14 protein-coding genes are annotated in these 16,872 nt (G+C 42.6%); 12 read left to right on the top strand and 2 right to left on the bottom strand.

Going from position 1 to position 16,872, the window contains the following annotated elements; genetic code table 11:
- Positions 1-128: 128 nt before the first annotated feature.
- From MNR06_RS11320 to MNR06_RS11295, 6 genes are all read left to right on the top strand, one after another.
- Complete coding sequence (locus tag MNR06_RS11320) at positions 129-1,505, top strand: aminotransferase class III-fold pyridoxal phosphate-dependent enzyme (protein WP_243536100.1); 1,377 nt, start codon at positions 129-131, stop codon at positions 1,503-1,505.
- On the top strand, positions 1,506-2,852 hold the full coding sequence (locus tag MNR06_RS11315) for a M20 family metallopeptidase (protein WP_243536098.1): 1,347 nt from the start codon (positions 1,506-1,508) through the stop codon (positions 2,850-2,852).
- The gene (locus MNR06_RS11310; RefSeq protein WP_243536096.1) at positions 2,849-3,880 is read left to right on the top strand and encodes an arginine N-succinyltransferase; all 1,032 of its coding nucleotides are present in this window, start codon (positions 2,849-2,851) and stop codon (positions 3,878-3,880) included. Before MNR06_RS11315 ends, MNR06_RS11310 begins: the two co-directional genes overlap by 4 nt.
- A gap of 1 nt (position 3,881) precedes the next feature.
- The gene (locus MNR06_RS11305; protein WP_243536094.1) at positions 3,882-5,399 is read left to right on the top strand and encodes a succinylglutamate-semialdehyde dehydrogenase; all 1,518 of its coding nucleotides are present in this window, start codon (positions 3,882-3,884) and stop codon (positions 5,397-5,399) included.
- On the top strand, positions 5,399-6,484 hold the full coding sequence (mltG, locus tag MNR06_RS11300) for an endolytic transglycosylase MltG (RefSeq protein ID WP_243536093.1): 1,086 nt from the start codon (positions 5,399-5,401) through the stop codon (positions 6,482-6,484). Before MNR06_RS11305 ends, mltG begins: the two co-directional genes overlap by 1 nt.
- Before the next feature lie 97 nt (positions 6,485-6,581).
- Positions 6,582-8,681, top strand: a complete 2,100-nt coding sequence (locus MNR06_RS11295) for an ATP-binding response regulator (protein WP_243536091.1) — start codon at positions 6,582-6,584, stop codon at positions 8,679-8,681.
- A gap of 2 nt (positions 8,682-8,683) precedes the next feature.
- Here the strand turns inward: MNR06_RS11295 and MNR06_RS11290 are convergent, their stop codons facing one another.
- Positions 8,684-9,175, bottom strand: coding sequence for a hypothetical protein (locus MNR06_RS11290; RefSeq protein WP_243536089.1), 492 nt, complete (start codon positions 9,173-9,175; stop codon positions 8,684-8,686).
- A gap of 74 nt (positions 9,176-9,249) precedes the next feature.
- Between MNR06_RS11290 and lysC the strand changes: the two genes are divergently transcribed.
- The 6 genes from lysC to MNR06_RS11260 all read left to right on the top strand — a co-directional run bounded on the left by lysC (position 9,250) and on the right by MNR06_RS11260 (position 16,154).
- Positions 9,250-10,632: a lysine-sensitive aspartokinase 3 gene (lysC, locus tag MNR06_RS11285; RefSeq protein ID WP_243536087.1), complete on the top strand. Its 1,383-nt coding sequence runs from the start codon at positions 9,250-9,252 to the stop codon at positions 10,630-10,632.
- A 27-nt stretch (positions 10,633-10,659) separates the two neighbouring features.
- On the top strand, positions 10,660-11,259 hold the full coding sequence (locus tag MNR06_RS11280) for a nitroreductase family protein (RefSeq protein WP_243536085.1): 600 nt from the start codon (positions 10,660-10,662) through the stop codon (positions 11,257-11,259).
- Positions 11,260-11,464: 205 nt separating this feature from the next.
- Positions 11,465-12,478, top strand: coding sequence for a tRNA dihydrouridine synthase DusB (dusB, locus tag MNR06_RS11275; RefSeq protein ID WP_243536083.1), 1,014 nt, complete (start codon positions 11,465-11,467; stop codon positions 12,476-12,478).
- A 103-nt stretch (positions 12,479-12,581) separates the two neighbouring features.
- Complete coding sequence (typA, locus tag MNR06_RS11270; RefSeq protein WP_243536081.1) at positions 12,582-14,396, top strand: translational GTPase TypA; 1,815 nt, start codon at positions 12,582-12,584, stop codon at positions 14,394-14,396.
- A gap of 43 nt (positions 14,397-14,439) precedes the next feature.
- On the top strand, positions 14,440-15,366 hold the full coding sequence (locus tag MNR06_RS11265) for an ABC transporter ATP-binding protein (RefSeq protein WP_243536079.1): 927 nt from the start codon (positions 14,440-14,442) through the stop codon (positions 15,364-15,366).
- The gene (locus tag MNR06_RS11260; protein WP_243536077.1) at positions 15,366-16,154 is read left to right on the top strand and encodes an ABC transporter permease; all 789 of its coding nucleotides are present in this window, start codon (positions 15,366-15,368) and stop codon (positions 16,152-16,154) included. Before MNR06_RS11265 ends, MNR06_RS11260 begins: the two co-directional genes overlap by 1 nt.
- A 172-nt stretch (positions 16,155-16,326) precedes the next feature.
- Here MNR06_RS11260 and MNR06_RS11255 read toward each other — a convergent pair whose 3' ends face one another.
- Positions 16,327-16,866, bottom strand: coding sequence for a hypothetical protein (locus MNR06_RS11255; RefSeq protein ID WP_243536075.1), 540 nt, complete (start codon positions 16,864-16,866; stop codon positions 16,327-16,329).
- Between the last annotated feature and the right edge of the window lie 6 nt (positions 16,867-16,872).

Genomic DNA, 16,872 nt, shown 5'->3' with positions numbered 1-16,872 from the left:
ACCACGTGTCTTGTCTTAGTCCTGACCCGGGAGTAAACTAGCTAGGCATTTCAAACACCACTTCGGACGGAATTCGAAGTGTTTGCTAACAATGGGGTCTGCGATCTAGCGCGCCCGCGAAAGGTATTATGAGTTCTCTTGTAGGTCATCAAATCCGACAATCAGAAAAAGTAAACACAATGGTCAAAGACCTGATCAGCGAAGTGACTAAGATCAATTCGCAAATTTCTGGAGTGCGCGCACCTCTTGATGAATTCAAAGAATCTGGAAAACAAAAAATCGATCTAGCTGGTCAGTTCCGCGGTCGTCCGTTGCACTATGCTTACATGGGTACGGGCGCAGGTCGCGGTCCTTATGTTGAGCTTGAAGACGGCAGCATCAAACTTGATTTGATCAACGGTATCGGCATTCACTTGATGGGACATTCTAATCCACGCGTGATGGCAGCAGCAGTTAGAGGTTCGTTGGCTGACATTTTAACCCAAGGCAATTTGCAACCAAACAATGAATACCGCTTGTTCACTGAAAAACTTGTGGGCCTTGCTAGTAAAAAAAGCCGCATGAAATATGCATGGATTGCTACATGCGGAACGATGGCTAATGAAAATGCGCTGAAACTTTCTCGCCAAAAAAATTCGCCAGCGCGTTTTGTGATGGGTTTTAAAGATGCATTTGCGGGCCGTTCAACAATGATGGCTGAAGTAACTGACAACCCCGCTTACAAACAAGGTTTGCCAGAGTATCACGAAGTTCTTCGTGTTCCCTTCTTCGATAAGCGTGATCCGCGTTCAGGCGAAAAAGCATTGAACGTGATGAAAGAGCACGTAGCAAAACATGAAGGCAATATTTCGGTTTTCGGTTTTGAGCCCATGTTAGGTGAAGGGGGTTATCAAGCAGCTCCGCGCGAATTCTTCACTCCGCTTTTAGAGTTCTGTAAATCTAAAAACATCGCGATCTGGGCTGACGAAGTTCAAACTTTCACTCGTACAGGTGAATACTTTGCTTACGAAACTTTGGATTTGGGTCAATACATCGATATCTGCACGATTGCTAAGACCGCGCAAATTGGTGCGACTTTATACACTGAAGAATACAATCCAAAACCAGGTTTGATCGCCGGAACATTCTCGGGAGCGACTCCGTCACTTTGTGCTGGTATGGAAATGCTTGATATGTTGAGCGAAGGCTTCCTTGGTCCTCAAGGTCGTATCGCGCAAATTCATAAACGTTTCATCGATGGCTTTAACCGTTTGAATGAAACGACTTGCAAAGGCATCTGTCAGGATGCGGGTGGTATGGGTCTGATGATCGCCTTCACTCCGCTTGATGGAAAAAAAGAATCAGTAAATGCATTTCTAAATAAACTTTATCACAATGGCGTTATCGCATTCCCGTGCGGTAAGGATCCAGTGCGTGCTCGCTTCTTAGTTCCAGCAATCATTGAAGACGCTGATATCGATATCGCACTTAAGGCAATTGAAAAAACTTTGCTTGAAGGAGTGTAGTTGGACTTTATCGAGTCTTGCCGACAGCTAATTGCAATAGATAGCACGCCCACCCATGGCAATCGAGATTTAGCCAAGTGGGCGTCGGCCTTTTGTCGTCAAAAAGGTCTTATCGTTGAAGAGCAAGAAGAATTCGTCGGTGACTTAGAGCATGCGAACATCATCGCTCGTACACAAGAAGAGCGTCCCACTGCTGAATTTCTTTTTCAGACTCACTTAGACACTGTGGATCCTGGGCCATTTTCGTTATGGACTGAAAATGGTGCAAATCCATTTGATGCCCACATCATTGATGGAAAGATCTATGGCTTGGGTGCTGCTGACGTGAAGCTTGATTTTCTTTGTAAGCTTGAAGCGATTGCTTCTTTTCCCAAAGACAGCAAATGGCGTCTGCCGCCGGTGTTAGTTGGAACATTTGGTGAAGAATCGGGAATGACCGGTGCTTTAAAGCTGATTCGTAAAAATAAAATCGCTGCGAAGATGGCCCTTATTGGGGAACCTAGTGATTTGCAGCTCATCAACGCAGCGAAAGGTTTTGCAAGCGTTGAAATTCGTGTGCCTTTTTCAGATGAAGAAATGCGCTATCGCCAAGATCATAACTTGCGCGAAAGTACGACGACGCAAAGTAAACTTTTTAGAGGTAAAGCTGCGCATTCATCTGTTCCGCATTTAGGTGAAAGTGCGATTGTAAAGTTGTTTGAATATTTGATGATGCTTCCAGATACAGTGAACATCATGGAAATGGATGGCGGTATTAATTTTAATACTGTTCCAAGCCATGCTTTCTTAGAAATCGATATGGTGTCTATGGTGCCAGATCCGATTGCCAAAAAAGTGGCAAATATCTATCGCGCGGTAAAAGCGCTTGAACAAGATTTCCTGAATTTTGAAGATAAAGATTTTTATCCGACGACTCCGACACTGAATATCGGTCTTGTTCGTACCAACGAAAACGACATTCAAATTTCCGGCACTTGTCGTTTACCTCCGGTCATCACCCATGAAGTGTATGAAGGTTGGATGGAAGGTTTACGCCGGGTCTGTGAATCTAACGGCGCTACTTTTATTATTAATAATTATAAAAAGCCCTTCCGCACTGAAATGAATTCTATTTTGGTTAAAGGGTGTTTGGATGAATTAAGGGCGATGGGTTTAAGTGATCGTCCCATCACCCAAGCATCAACAAACGAAGCCAGCATCTTTTCCCGCATCGGAGTGGACTGCGTGTGCTTCGGGCCCGGCAAGCGCGAAGGCAACGTGCATACTCCGCAAGAGCATGTGGCTTTAGCGGATTTAGAAAAAGCTATTCAGTTCTATAAAAAGGTCATCGAAAGGTTCTGTTTATGAGTTTCATAATTCGCCCTGTAAAATACGATGATTTAACGCAATTAGTGGACCTAGCTAAGCAGTTTAATCTGCTGAATCTGCCCGGAGATAAAAAAGTCATCGGTGAAAAGATAGATCGCAGTGAATTGTCTTTTGCTGGAAAACTTCCTAAGCATAAGGCTGAGTATTTATTCGTAGTTGAAGACATCGAAGAAAAACAAGTGGTGGGTAGTTCTTTAGTCATCGCTAAGCACGGTGACGATAATGTTCCCCATAGCTTCTTTAAAATTCTAAAGAAAGATCATTTTTCAGAAGATCTGGGAATTGGCTTCATCCACCAGGTTTTACGTTTTCAATTGGATTGGGACGGACCAACGGAAATTGGTGGTTTGTTAGTAGATAAATCATATCGTCGTCGCCCAGAGAAACTGGGAAAACAAATCAGTCTTTCCCGATTCTTGTATATGGCTTTACATCCGGATCGCTTTGAAAAGCGTGTACTTTGCGAATTAACTCCGCCGTTAACTGATGAAGGCCGTAGTGAATTCTGGGAAGCTTTAGGGCGCAGGTTTACAGGTCTTCCTTATCAAGAGGCAGATCTTTTAAGTCAGTCCCATAAAGAGTTTATCGAAAGCCTGTTTCCTCCGGATGATATTTATCTGTGTTTGTTAGATTCAAAAGCGCGTTTAGTTTTAGGCCGTGTTGGTGAGGCTACTAAACCCGCACAACATCTTTTAGAAAACATTGGGTTTAAATATTTAGATGAAGTGGATCCTTTTGATGGTGGACCTCATTACGGGGCAAATACGACTGATATTCTGCCCATCAAATACGGTAAACGTTTAAAAGTCGCTGAATTCAACGATGCTGCTTACAAAGAGCAGGCTTTGATTGCGACAACGGGTGAAGATTTTAAAGTGTCACTAGGTTCTGCGGATGTTCGTGGGAACGAAGTGGCCATTGCTCCGAAAACTCGCCAGCTTTTAGAAATTGAAATTGGTGATGAAGTATTCATGGCTCCATTTAATTACAGCAACAGAGGAAACTAAAATGACTACCACACTGTTTGACATTAAATACAAAGGTGATTTTATCAATGGCCGTTTTGTACCGGTCACCAAAGGTGATGGTGAATTCAAAGACATTAGTCCTTCTGATTTAAATGATCTGGTCATGACAGTTCCTTTTAAGCACGATCACATAGATGAAGCCTGTGTGGCAGCTAAACAAGCTTATCAAGCTTGGGCAATGCTACCGATGGCAGAACGCCGTAATTATCTTTTGCGCTTAAAAGAATTATTTGATGGTCACGCTGATCAAATGGCACAAATCATTTCCCGTGATACCGGTAAACCCACTTGGGAAGCGATGACTGAAGCTAAAGCATTGGGTGCAAAGATTGATATCACTTTAAATCAATCCATCAACTTGATTGCAGAAGAAAGAATTCCAAATGCACTTCCACAAGTGGACGGCGTGATTCGTCACAGATCCCGTGGTGTGATGGCCGTCGTTGGACCATTTAACTTTCCAGCGCATTTACCAAATGGCCACATCATTCCAGCACTAATTGCTGGGAATACGATAGTCTTTAAACCTTCGGAACAAACACCAGCGGTTGGCCAATTTATGGCTGAACTTTTTGAAAAAGCTCAATTCCCTAAAGGTGTTTTCAATTTGGTGCAAGGTGATGGAGCAGCAGGTGGCAGACTGGTTGCCCACGAACACGTGGATGGAATTCTATTTACGGGTTCTTACGAAGTGGGTTTAAAAATCAAACAAGAAACGTTAACTCACTACTGGAAAATTCTTGCACTTGAAATGGGTGGTAAGAACGCCACTGTGGTGTGGGATGATGCCGACATGGATAAAGCAATTTATGAAACTCTAGTCGGCGCTTACATGTCATCTGGACAGCGTTGTTCAGGTACAAGTCGCGTGATTTTACATCCAAAAATTGCGGAACAATTTACAGATCGTTTTTACGAAGCTGCGAAAAAACTTTCTATCGGTCACTGGTCAGAAAATACCTTCATGGGTCCTTTGATCAATGCGGGGGCGGTGGAAAAATACATTCGCTTCCAAGAAATCGCGAATCGTGAAAACTGTGAAAGCTTGATGCGTGGTAAAGCTTTGGATTTAAAAAACAAAGGTTACTATGTAACGCCATCGATCCATTTGGTGAAGAAATTTGATCCAAATAGTGTTTATCAAAAAAGTGAGATTTTTGGACCAAACGTAGCGATATATCAAAGTGATAACTTTGATGAAGCAATGAACATTGTGAATTCAACAGGTTATGGCTTGGTGATGGCGCTATTTTCTAAGAATAAAGAACTTTATGAACAAGCCTTGTTTAAAGCTCGCGTAGGTCTTTTGAACTGGAACAGGACTACCAATGGTGCAAGCTCAAGACTACCATTTGGCGGTATGGGAAAATCTGGTAATGATCGTCCATCAGCACACTTTGCAATTCAGTATTGCACGGTTCCGATGGCAAGCTTAGAAGATCCAACACCTTTTGATCCGACAAAAATTTTGCCGGGCATGAATTTGGACATGAAATAATGAAAAAGACAGTTGTTGTTTTAAGTATTGCAGTAGTGGCACTCCTAATCGCTATCGGCGGGGGGGTTGCTTATCTTGGTTATACTTTTTTAAACACACCTCCAAACCCTGAGGCGAATGAGGTTGTGTATGAAGTAGTGCCTGGGAAGGGTTTTGCTTCTATTGCTCAAGAACTTGAACAACAAGGTCTGGTTAAAAACGCCATGTTTTTTAATTTGTATGCGCGTTTCAAAGGGGATCGTTCTAAAGTTAAAGTGGGTGAATACCTTCTTCGCACCAATATGTATCCAACTGAAGTGTTAGCAACTATCATTTCTGGAAAAAGTGTAGCCCGCAGCTTTACTGTCAGTGAAGGCCTTAGCACATACGAAATTGCTGATCTTTATCAAAAACAAGGTTTCGGTACTGCAGTTGAGTTCCTTTCATTGGTTCGTGATCCAGAATTTGTGAAGAGTGTTTTAGGTGAACAGCAAGAAAGTTTAGAAGGGTATTTGTTCCCTGAAACCTACATGCTGACTAAGTACACAGACACTCGTACTTTAATTTCAAACATGGTGAAACGTTTTCTGCGTGTTTATGATGAAGTAAAAACAGATGCTTTGGTGCAAGGTTGGAATCGTCACCAGGTGGTGACTTTAGCAAGTATCATTGAAAAAGAAACCGGTGCTCCAGAAGAGCGACCACGCATTTCATCTGTGTTCCATAATCGTTTGCTCAGAAAGATGCGCTTACAAACAGATCCAACCGTAATATACGGTAAAGCTGAATCAACGGGTAAAATCGAGATCAATATCACTCGCTCTGATCTTCTTACACCGACTCGCTATAATACCTATGTCATTTACGGTTTGCCTCCAGGACCGATTGCTAATCCTGGGAAAGAAGCAATCATGGCTGCCCTTAAGCCTGAGACTAGTAACTATCTGTTCTTTGTAAGCCAAAACGATGGAACCCATGTGTTTTCTGAGGACTACAAAGGACACAATCAAGCTGTTCAAAGATTTCAGTTAGATCGCAAAGCCCGCGAGGGAAAATCGTGGAGAGACCTTAAAAAAAGAACCGCATCTCCTACTAGCCAGAACTAGGTTAAGAATTTCAATAGCTCCGATTAAGACTTGAAATTTAGGGCCTTCACCAACATAAACAAAGACATACTATCTTGTTAAAGTTGACGAAGGCGTCATGGCGAATAACACGAAACTGGGATCTTTGGAGCTCGAAATTCGTAAGGTCGATTTGCTTTATCAGCAAAACGTCGGCGGCCTTATTGCGGTCCTGCTTAACTCATTCGTATACATTTACATTTCGCGAACTTCAGTCAGTCCTTTGTTCTTAGGGATTTGGTTTGCGATTTTGCTTTCTTCGGTTATCGCTCGTGTTGTCACAATGAAAAGGTGGCACAAAACCAAAGATCAGATTCGCACCATCGCAGAAACAAAAATTTGGCTTTACCTGATGTTTTTCTTTCTACTGATTTCCGGCTTTAGCTGGGGAGCTTTAGGGGCTATTGTTGGAAACAAGCCAGTCGTCGTGCAAATTACGACAGCGCTAGTACTTTCTTGTATGATGGCGGGTGCACTGATCACATACGTTTCGTATCGGCGTGCTGTAGCTTGTGTGATTTTGCCGGCGTGTTTTGGATGGACCTTTGGATACTTATCTTCGGATCAGCCTCATCACCTTGTTTTAGGTGTCTTAGTTTTGGGGTATGCAAGTTTGCTGACCTTCTTAAGTAGGAATTTAAATTTCTCAGTATTGAATTCTTTAGCTTTGGATGTGGAACTAAAAACCAGTGAAGAGCGTCTTCGCATGTCGATGGAATCTTCCGAAGCTTTAACCTGGGATTGGGATGTAGCGAACGATGAATTTCACTGCCAAGGAAATATGAATTTGTTTCCCGGCGGAGCTGAACAATTAAAAACTCTTCTTCGTCCCGCTATCGAAAAACAAATGGATTTGGATGTAGAGCATATTGTTCAAGAAAATGATCAAACCTATCACCACATTGCCATTCGCGGAAAACCAATAAAAAGTAAATCAGGTAAAGTCCTGCGTATGGCGGGGATTTGTTGGGATGTGACCGCAAAAAGAAATGAAGACATCCTTCGTCGTGAAAGAGATCTGCACGAAGCGGCCAATCAGGCGAAGTCGGTGTTCTTAGCTAATGCCAGCCACGAAATTAGAACTCCGCTATCAGCGATTTTAGGTTTTACCGATGCGCTTTTACGCAGTCCTGATTTAACAAAGGATGATAGGCATGATGTTGAATCCATATACCGCCAAGGTAACTATATGGGTTCACTAATTCATGACTTATTGGATCTTTCAAAGATTGAAACCAATCGCCTGTATGTGCAACAAGCGCCGATGGATCCTGTGCGTGAAATTGAAGATTCTTTGGCTGTAGTTAAATACCTAATGGAAGATAAGGGTCTGCATTTAAAAATTAACTATAACACGTTAGTGCCAAAGATTATTCAATCCGACTCGGTTCGCTTTCGCCAAGTACTAATTAATTTATTATCCAATGCTATTAAGTTCACAGCTGATGGCACAATCATTTTAGATGTAGCTTGTACAACGGACACCAATAACCAAGCGACCTTGTCGATCAAGGTTACCGATTCTGGAATTGGCATGGATAAGCTTACGCAAAGTAATTTATTTCAGCCGTTCGTGCGTGGGGAAGATCCCAAAGTTCAAAGAGTACAAGGTTCAGGATTAGGCTTAGCTTTATCATTGAATCTAATGCGACGTATGGGTGGTGATCTGAAGCTAGTCTCTTCTACTCCGGGTCAAGGTACTACTTTTGAAATGAATCTAGATATAGGGCCCATCGCAAACTTAGAACTCGTTAAAGCAGAAGAATTTAAAAGAAACACTCGTGAAAAAGTTCACCCCGAAAAAGAAAGCAATTTTCTGGAGGGAAAACACATTTTGGTAGTGGATGATTCAGAAGATCTGCGCAACCTTATGCGCCGTTATTTACAACGCGAAAAAGCCACGGTTGAAGTCAGTGAAAACGGCGCGGACGCTGTTGAAAAAGCTATGGCCAATCACTTTGACGTCGTGTTGATGGATATTAAGATGCCTGTGATGGATGGCTACAAAGCGACAGCTTCGCTAAGAGCGAAGGGTTATGATAAACCCATTGTCGCTTTAACAGCCCAAGCCAGTGTCGATGGCGAACAGATGAGTTATAAAATGGGCTTTGACGGATATTTAAGTAAGCCGGTTGATTTAAGTTTGCTTAAACAGATTTTAAAAAGCCGCGCGACTTGATCTTAGTGTTCAAAGCCTTCGGGTGCCGTCGCTCGATCAAATGATCTAGATTCTTCATTGAAACGAAAAATATTTAAGCGTGGTACCATTTGTTCATCGTAAGTGGGCGCTACGATCTCTAGCGTTCCATCTTTATCAACATCCGTGACTGCTAAGTTCGTGGCACTTCCTTGCAGATGGAAATATCCATCGCGGGTGCTGTACAGAGGAAGCTTGGTTAGCAAGTTCATGCTGCCATCATCTTCCAAAGTATAAACTTCAAGATTGATTGTATCCTGGGTGCGGATTTTAAGGATTACTAATTTGGGGCCTTCAGCGGACAATTTTCCGCTAACCTTGGCAAGAACAGTCCGTTTATCAGGAATGAGCGCTTCTTTAACAGAGTTTTTAAGCGATGGAATCACTGCAACTGTAATTAGAGTCATTGCTACTAGTGCTAGGACGCTTAGGAAGATCAGTTCTTTTTTCTTAAATGCCGAATCTGCTGATGTCATGGAAGAATTCTGCCATAAAGTCATTGAATGAAAAACTAGAAAAGGCATAAGATCCTAAGTCGCAAGGAGTTTTTATGGCACAATTGATTGTTTCAAAATTTGGCGGAACTTCTATGGGTGATGCAGCCTGCATGCTTCGCAGTGCTGAAGTGAGTTTTAAGCAGGGATCCAGTCTAATTGCGGTTTCGGCAACTTCAGGCACAACCAATGACTTAATTGCTTTGGGTAAGACTTCAGAATCGCAAAGCTGGCCAGAGGCTGAAAAAATTCTTTGTAAAATTCAAGATAAGCACATCAAGATCGCTAACGATCTAACTATCTCTCAGGGTGCTAAAGACAAATTGCATACTCTTTTTGACGAAATGAACTCGTTGGCAAAAGGTGTTCACCTGTTAAAAGACTGCTCAGTCAAAGCGATGGATGCTTTGATGAGTTTGGGCGAACGCATGTCTTCAGTTTTATTTACTGAAGCGATGTCGCAAATTTTGAAGAAAAATGGTTCATCAAAAACGGCAGAACTTTTTGATGTACGCACCGTTTTACGTACAGACGATAATTTTGGAAAGGCAAAACCATTAACTTCTGAAGTTGCAGCTTTATGCCGTGAACACTTGTCGTTCTTAAAAGACGGTAAGCATATCGTGTGCACGCAAGGTTATATCGGTATGACCGATGAAGGCATGACGACGACTCTGGGTCGCGGTGGCAGTGATTACTCTGCGGCGATCTTAGCAGAAGGAATTAACGCTGACGTTTTAGAGATTTGGACGGATGTAGCGGGTATTGCGACAACGGATCCAAGAATTTGCCCCAAAGCAAAACCAATCAAAGAAATTTCATTTAAAGAGGCTTCAGAGCTTGCCACTTTCGGAGCAAAAGTTTTGCATCCGGCAACTTTACTGCCAGCGATTCGTAAAAACATTCCGGTTTTTGTTGGCTCTAGTTTTGATGCTGAAGCAAAGGGAACTTGGGTTAGAAAAGACGTTGATGATCATCCGCTGATTCGCGCTATGGCAGTTAGAAAAAAACAAGTTTTAGTGACACTTTCCACTCCGGAAATGCTTCATGCCCACGGTTTTTTGTTCCAAGTTTTCAGAATCTTTAATGACCACAAAGTCAGTATCGATGCCATCACCACTTCGGAAATTTCAGTCAGCGTTACGCTAGATGATTCTACTTTATTGAACAAACGCTTGATTGCGGATCTTTCAACGATTGCGGAAGTTGCAGTTGAAGAAAACTTAGCGTTAGTTTCGCTAATCGGTAACAACATCAACCACACGCCAGGTCTTGGTAAACAAATCTTTGAGGCGATCTCTGATATTAACGTGCGCATGATTTGTTTGGGCGCTAGTAAACACAACTTCTGCTTTTTAGTAAAAGAAGATGCAAGCAGCGAAGCGATCACTCGTCTGCATAGAAGTTTCATTGAAGAAAACGCAGAAGAAATGGCTTAAGGTTCTTTAGGAACAGTTTGGTGATTTATGAACAAAGAAGATTTTTATCAGCTGCTTGAAAATAGAAAATCCATTCGTAAATATAAAGCCGAACCGGTTCCTAAAGAATTGATCGAAAAAATTTTAATGGCCGGCATGCAGGCGCCATCAGGAAAGAATCGCCAAAACTGGCGATTCTTCGTGGTGACCGGTGCAAAACGTGATGAGTATTTGAAGTACTCGCAAAAATCTTGGCTTAATCTTAAAGACGTTCTCGCTAAACGGTTAAAGCCTTCTTTATACGATTTCACAGAAAGATTTTTTTATACCTTGGGTGATGCGCCGGTGATTATTTTTGCGTATTCACATAACGACATGGAAGAACGCTATCATACCAGCATCGGCTCTGTGTATATGGCTGTGGAAAATATGAATCTTGCCTGTTTGGCTGAAGGATTAGGTTCTTGCACCATGGGGGCCCCACTAGAAATCAAAGAAGAAGTGGATAAATTCCTGGGGGTTGATCAACTTCCTGAATACCAAAAAGGGGAGTTAGAACTTCTTTGCGCCATGGTTTGTGGTTATCCCGATCACAATCCCCCAAAAGCTCCGCGCCAACTTGACGGCCGCGTGACTTGGATGGAATAGACTCTAGAAATTTGCAGCTAAACATAAGCTATTGATATTTTAGCCTTTTATTTAAACTAAAAGGCTCATCCGGTATCCTTCAAAGCTCCTATATCGTATCTGGCTTAGACAAACCTGAAAAAAGGTTTAAGTTCTCGATTTATTTGAACTATTTTCGACCTTTTCTCTACCGTAAGACTCGGGACTTTGATATACCGCTGCACTTATGAATCCAGTTGAAGCTTTAAAGAAAAATCCCTTTGTTCTAGCCCCTATGGCTGGAATCACGGATCACGCTTTTCGCACCTTCATGAGAAAACTTGATGCCAGCGTTGTTGTTACTGAATTAGTCAGCGCAACCGGTATTGAGTATAAGTCGGAGCGTACTTTAAAACTGATGAGCTTTGATGAAATACAAAGACCCATTGGCATTCAACTTTTTGGAGAAGACCCAGAAACTATCGCACGCGCAGCCCAAGTTGCTGAAGCGGATGGTTGTGATTTCGTAGATTTGAACTTCGGGTGTCCTGTTCCGAAGGTAGTTAAAAAAGGCGCTGGCTCTGCGATGTTAAAAGACCCAGTGGCTTTGCAAAAAGTTTTATCGACGGTTAAATCCGCAATTAAAATTCCTCTGACAATCAAGATCCGTACGGGCTGGGATGCAAGTTCCAGAAACGCCGTTGAAGTGTGCAATATCGCTTACAACGAAGGGATCGAATGGGTGGCTATTCACGGCCGTACTCGTGCTCAAGCCTATTCAGGTTTAGCGGACTGGGATTTTATCGCTGACGTAAAATCAAAGACCAAAGTTCCTATCTTGGGGAATGGCGATATCCTCACTCCTAGACAGGCTAACCTAAGACTAGCTCAGTCCGGAGTTGACGGTGTAATGATCGGCCGGGGCTGTTTAAAGAATCCCTTCATTTTCATGGATGCCCTCTCATTATTTAGAGGTGAAGCACCCAAAGATGTGAAGAGAGATTATGTGAGCCTGTTTGAAAGCCTTAGGTCTGAAATCACGGCGCATTGTGATGAGCACATTACAGGGATCCAGCTCAGAAAGTTTGCAGCTTGGTTCTCTACAGGGTATTCTGGGGCAGCTCAATTTCGTAAAAATCTGTTTCAGTCTAAAAGCAATGAAGAAGTCGTGGCTTTGGCTCACGAGTTTTTTGCAAGCCTTGGCAACGTAGAGCAAGAAGATACTAGTTCAGAAGAATTTCTGATGGGAGGTCACGGTTAGACCGTGATCGATATCTTAACAAAAGCTTGAGAGAGTTTTTGTTGAGAGTTTAGTAGAATAATTTTTTAAGTTTTTTAAGAGAAGATAACGAAGGGTAAACTGAATGATTCAAGATCCAAAGAAAATTAGAAATATCGCGATTATCGCGCACGTTGACCACGGTAAAACAACTCTGGTTGACCACTTAATCAAACAAGCCGGTACATTCCGCGACAACGAGCAAGTTGAAGAACGCTTGATGGACTCGATGGATCTTGAAAGAGAACGCGGTATCACTATCGCGGCGAAGAATGCTTCGTTCATGTACAAAGATATTAAAGTAAATATCGTAGATACTCCGGGACATAGTGACTTCGGTGGTGAAGTTGAACGTATCTTGAACATGGTTGATGGTTGTATCCTTCTTTGTGATGCTTCCGAAGGTCCACTTCCACAAACTCGTTTCGTTTTGAAAAAAGCGTTAGAGGGTGGCAAAAAAGTTATCGTTTGTATCAATAAAATCGACCGTTCCGATGCTCGTATCCAAGAAGTTCACAACGAACTTTTCGATTTGTTCATCGATCTAGATGCAACTGAAGAACAATGTGATTTCCACACTGTTTACGCTATCGCGCGTGAAGGTATGGCGACTCTTGATCCAAAAGTAAACACGGGTTCTTTGGAAGTTCTTTACGATGCAATCGTAAATCTAGTTCCACCTCCAGTGATCGAAGAAAACGCTCCACTTCAAGTTATGGTTTCTAACATTTCATACAACGACTACGTAGGTCGTCTAGCGATCGGTCGTATGAGAGCGGGAACAATCAAAGTTGGTGACGAAGTTCTTTGCGTTCAAGCGAACCAACAAAAGAAAGTAAAAGTATCTGCACTATTCCAATACAAAGTGAACTCGCAAGTTCCAGCTCAAGAAGTTGGCGCCGGGGACATGGTTGTTATCGCGGGTATGGAAGACTTCACTATCGGTGACACTATCACGTCTGTCCTTGATCCTCGTCCACTTCCACGTATCCGCGTTGAAGAGCCGACAGTAGGTATGGTGTTTTCAGTAAATAACGGACCATTCGCAGGTCTTGAAGGTAAAAACGTAACTTCACGTAAAATCCTTGAGCGTCTTGAAAGAGAGCTTTTGTATAACGTGGCAATCCGCGTAGAAAAAACTGACTCTACTGACGCTTTCAAAGTTGTTGGTCGTGGTGAGTTGCAATTGGGTGTATTGATCGAACAAATGCGCCGTGAAAACTTCGAACTTCTAGTTTCTAAACCTACAGTTGTCTTCAAACAAGAAGGCGGCAAGAAAATGGAACCAATGGAAATCGCGGTCATCGATATCGAAGACGCTTACGTTGGTGCGGTTACTGAGAAAATCGGTAAACGTAAAGGTGTAATGACGAACATGGTTCAAAAAGGTTCAGGCCGTACTCGTTTGGAATTCCGTATTCCTTCACGTGGTTTGATCGGTTACCGTTCTGAGTTCTTAACTGACACTCGCGGTACTGGTTTATTGAACACTCAGTTCGACGGTTGGGATGATTTCCGTGGTGAAATCGAAACACGTCTGAACGGTGCGATGATCTCTGACCGTAAAGGTATGGCAACTGCGTACGCGATCTGGAATCTTCAAGAGCGCGGTGTGATGATGGTTGAACATGGTGACGAAGTTTACGAAGGCATGATCGTTGGTGAGCATGCTAAAGATAACGATCTAGAAGTAAACATCTGCCGTGAGAAAAAATTGACGAACGTACGTGCTTCGGGTTCTGATGAAGCTATCCGTGTTACTCCAGTGAAAAAATTCACCTTGGAAAGAGCAATGGAATGGATCAAAGAATCTGAGCTGATCGAAGTGACTCCGAAGAACATCCGTCTTCGTTTGAAAGAACTTGATCCGCACAAACGCGCAAAGGCATCTAAGGAGTAGTCCTTTTTTCTGAACTACTCCGGCACTGCCGGGGTAGGGAAGAATGAGCACCAACGTCGCCATTGAAATTAAGGACCTGACTAAAAAATACGCCGACAAAATCGCCGTAGATGGAATCAGTCTGGAAATCTTTAAGGGCGAATGTTTCGGAATCCTTGGTCCCAACGGGGCTGGCAAATCTACAACCATGAAAATGATGTATTGCTCAGCCCTCGTTACAAGTGGGGAACTTTACGTACTTGGTTTAAACGTAAAGAAAAACTACCGCGAAATTAAGACCCGCATCGGGGTCGTTCCTCAAGAAGACGGGCTTGATCCGGACTTCACCGTTTTAGAAAATCTTTTAGTCTACGCTAGCTTTCATAACATCCCAAAGGCCGACGCTGAGTTGCGTGCTCAGGCATTGTTGCGTTTAATGAAATTAGAAGAGTACAAGGACCGCTCAGTGGAAACACTTAGTGGTGGTATGAAACGTCGCCTCGCGATTGCTAGAGGCCTTATTAACTCTCCTGAAGTGATTTTCCTAGATGAACCGACGACAGGTCTTGATCCGCAGGCGCGTATCTGGATTTGGGATTTCTTTAAGAATTTAAAATCGCAAAAAAGCACGTTAGTTTTAACGACGCACTATATGGAAGAAGCCGAGCAGATGTGTGATCGTGTGGCGGTCATTGATAACGGTAAGATTCTGACTGTTGGTAAACCTAAAGATTTGATTCGCGAATTGATCGGTAAGGAAGTTGTCGAATTTGATACGAACCCTGTCGATCTTAACTATTACCTGGGTCGCTTACGCTCAGAAGGCTATTCTTACCAGGTTATTAAAGACACAGTTTCAGTTTTAATTAAAGATAACCAAGAAGGGCGTAAGGTCGTTGATCTTATTGCTAGTGATAAAATCTTTATTCGTAAACCGACGTTGAACGACGTGTTCCTAAAACTAGCTGGTCACCAGTTGAGGGATGAGTAATGAAATTTAAGGATTATTTTTCTCTTCCTAAAGTTGATCCGGGTGCTACTCAAGTTTGGTCGCGCAACTTTTTATATTTTAAAAAGACCTGGATGGTTTCGTTATTCTGGATTGTTCTAGAGCCGGTTATTTATTTGGGTGCTATGGGCTTTGGCTTAGGCGCTTTCGTAAATAACATGGGTGGGATGTCTTACATCGAATTCTTCTTCCCAGCTCTGTTATCAAGTACAGCGATGATGGTGGCGTTCTTTGAAGGTACTTATGGGAACTACACAAAACTAACCCACCAAAAAACCTACGCAACAATCATGCTTACACGCGTGGGCCCTGAAGAAATCGTAGCAGGCGAATTATTATGGGCAGCAAGTAAGGGCTTCTTCGGCGTGATGGGTGTAACTATCGTCGCTGGATTTTTTGGTTTGATTGATTCGTATCGAATTCTGCTAGCTTTGCCGATTTTATTTTTATTGTCGTGCTTGTTTTCTTGTATCGGAATGATCTTTACAAGTTTTGCAAGAAATTACGATTCCTTTATCTATTCGACATCGGGATTGATCGTTCCAATGAGCTTACTTAGCGGAACCTATTTCCCACTAGAGCAACTGCCTACAGCATTAAGATATGTGGCATACCTATTCCCACTAACACACGCAGTAGCGGCAACAAGAGCGATCCTTCACGAAGGCCCAACGTTGATGGTCGGAGTTCACGTGCTAGTCCTACTAATAGCGACCTGGATCTGCATGAACGTAAGCTTCTATAGAATTCGCAAAAAACTCCTAAAATAAAAGGTGCCTGGTTGCTGCGGGCTCCTGCCCTTGCCCTTCGGGCTAACGCCCAAAAATGCCTTCCTGGCATTTTTGGCTTTTTTGGGTCTACAATGCGTCAACCGATATTAGTTAAAACGAAAAAAAGCCTGCTTATCGCAGGCTTTTTATTTTCCAGAATGTTCGGCACTTATTAGCGTAAGCTTTTTACAAACTTATGAAGGTCTTCAGTATCTTCCGTTGCAGCTTGCTTTTTAAAGCGGCTAGACAAAGCGAAAGTGCGGTTGTTGTTTACGAATACAAACAAGTGACGTTCTTTAAATTGCGCTTCCTTATCCGGATCTTCGAAAACAATTTTGCACACCATTCCACTGCGTGGAGACTGGAAAAGTTCCGGTTCTTTAGCTTTTAAGGTGATGTCCTTAAAAGGACCATAGATCACTTCGCCCAGCTTTACGCATTGGTCTTTATCCATTTTTTTAATAGAAACGTTTTTAAAGTGATAAAGGTCCATCATGGCTTGGTCTTCATCGCTGATAGAAGTTCTGTGTAAGACTCCAATGAAATCTTGGGATTTATTTAATTTGAACAAAGCTTGATCTTTTGTATCAAGGAAAGTGATTTCCTCAGAAGAAGTTAAAGGCAAAGCTTTTTCTTTAGCAATAACCCATGATCCATAAAGACCTGTGATAAGAACAACCGCAGTAACGAATTTTCTAAAATTGTTTTTCATGGTCGG

This window comes from Bdellovibrio reynosensis (genome assembly GCF_022814725.1).
Taxonomy (GTDB): Bacteria; Bdellovibrionota; Bdellovibrionia; order Bdellovibrionales; family Bdellovibrionaceae; genus Bdellovibrio; species Bdellovibrio reynosensis.
This window is presented reverse-complemented; position numbering and strand designations above follow the sequence as displayed.

Bases quoted from the DNA above. Each gene is read 5' to 3' on its own strand.
- MNR06_RS11320 (WP_243536100.1), top strand. From the start codon at position 129: ATGAGTTCTCTTGTAGGTCATCAAATCCGACAATCAGAAAAAGTAAAC.
- MNR06_RS11265 (WP_243536079.1), top strand. From the start codon at position 14,440: ATGAGCACCAACGTCGCCATTGAAATTAAGGACCTGACTAAAAAATAC.
- MNR06_RS11305 (WP_243536094.1), top strand. From the start codon at position 3,882: ATGACTACCACACTGTTTGACATTAAATACAAAGGTGATTTTATCAAT.
- MNR06_RS11290 (WP_243536089.1), bottom strand. From the start codon at position 9,175: ATGACATCAGCAGATTCGGCATTTAAGAAAAAAGAACTGATCTTCCTA.
- MNR06_RS11260 (WP_243536077.1), top strand. From the start codon at position 15,366: ATGAAATTTAAGGATTATTTTTCTCTTCCTAAAGTTGATCCGGGTGCT.
- dusB (WP_243536083.1), top strand. From the start codon at position 11,465: ATGAATCCAGTTGAAGCTTTAAAGAAAAATCCCTTTGTTCTAGCCCCT.
- lysC (WP_243536087.1), top strand. From the start codon at position 9,250: ATGGCACAATTGATTGTTTCAAAATTTGGCGGAACTTCTATGGGTGAT.
- MNR06_RS11295 (WP_243536091.1), top strand. From the start codon at position 6,582: ATGGCGAATAACACGAAACTGGGATCTTTGGAGCTCGAAATTCGTAAG.
- typA (WP_243536081.1), top strand. From the start codon at position 12,582: ATGATTCAAGATCCAAAGAAAATTAGAAATATCGCGATTATCGCGCAC.
- MNR06_RS11255 (WP_243536075.1), bottom strand. From the start codon at position 16,866: ATGAAAAACAATTTTAGAAAATTCGTTACTGCGGTTGTTCTTATCACA.
- MNR06_RS11280 (WP_243536085.1), top strand. From the start codon at position 10,660: ATGAACAAAGAAGATTTTTATCAGCTGCTTGAAAATAGAAAATCCATT.
- MNR06_RS11310 (WP_243536096.1), top strand. From the start codon at position 2,849: ATGAGTTTCATAATTCGCCCTGTAAAATACGATGATTTAACGCAATTA.
- mltG (WP_243536093.1), top strand. From the start codon at position 5,399: ATGAAAAAGACAGTTGTTGTTTTAAGTATTGCAGTAGTGGCACTCCTA.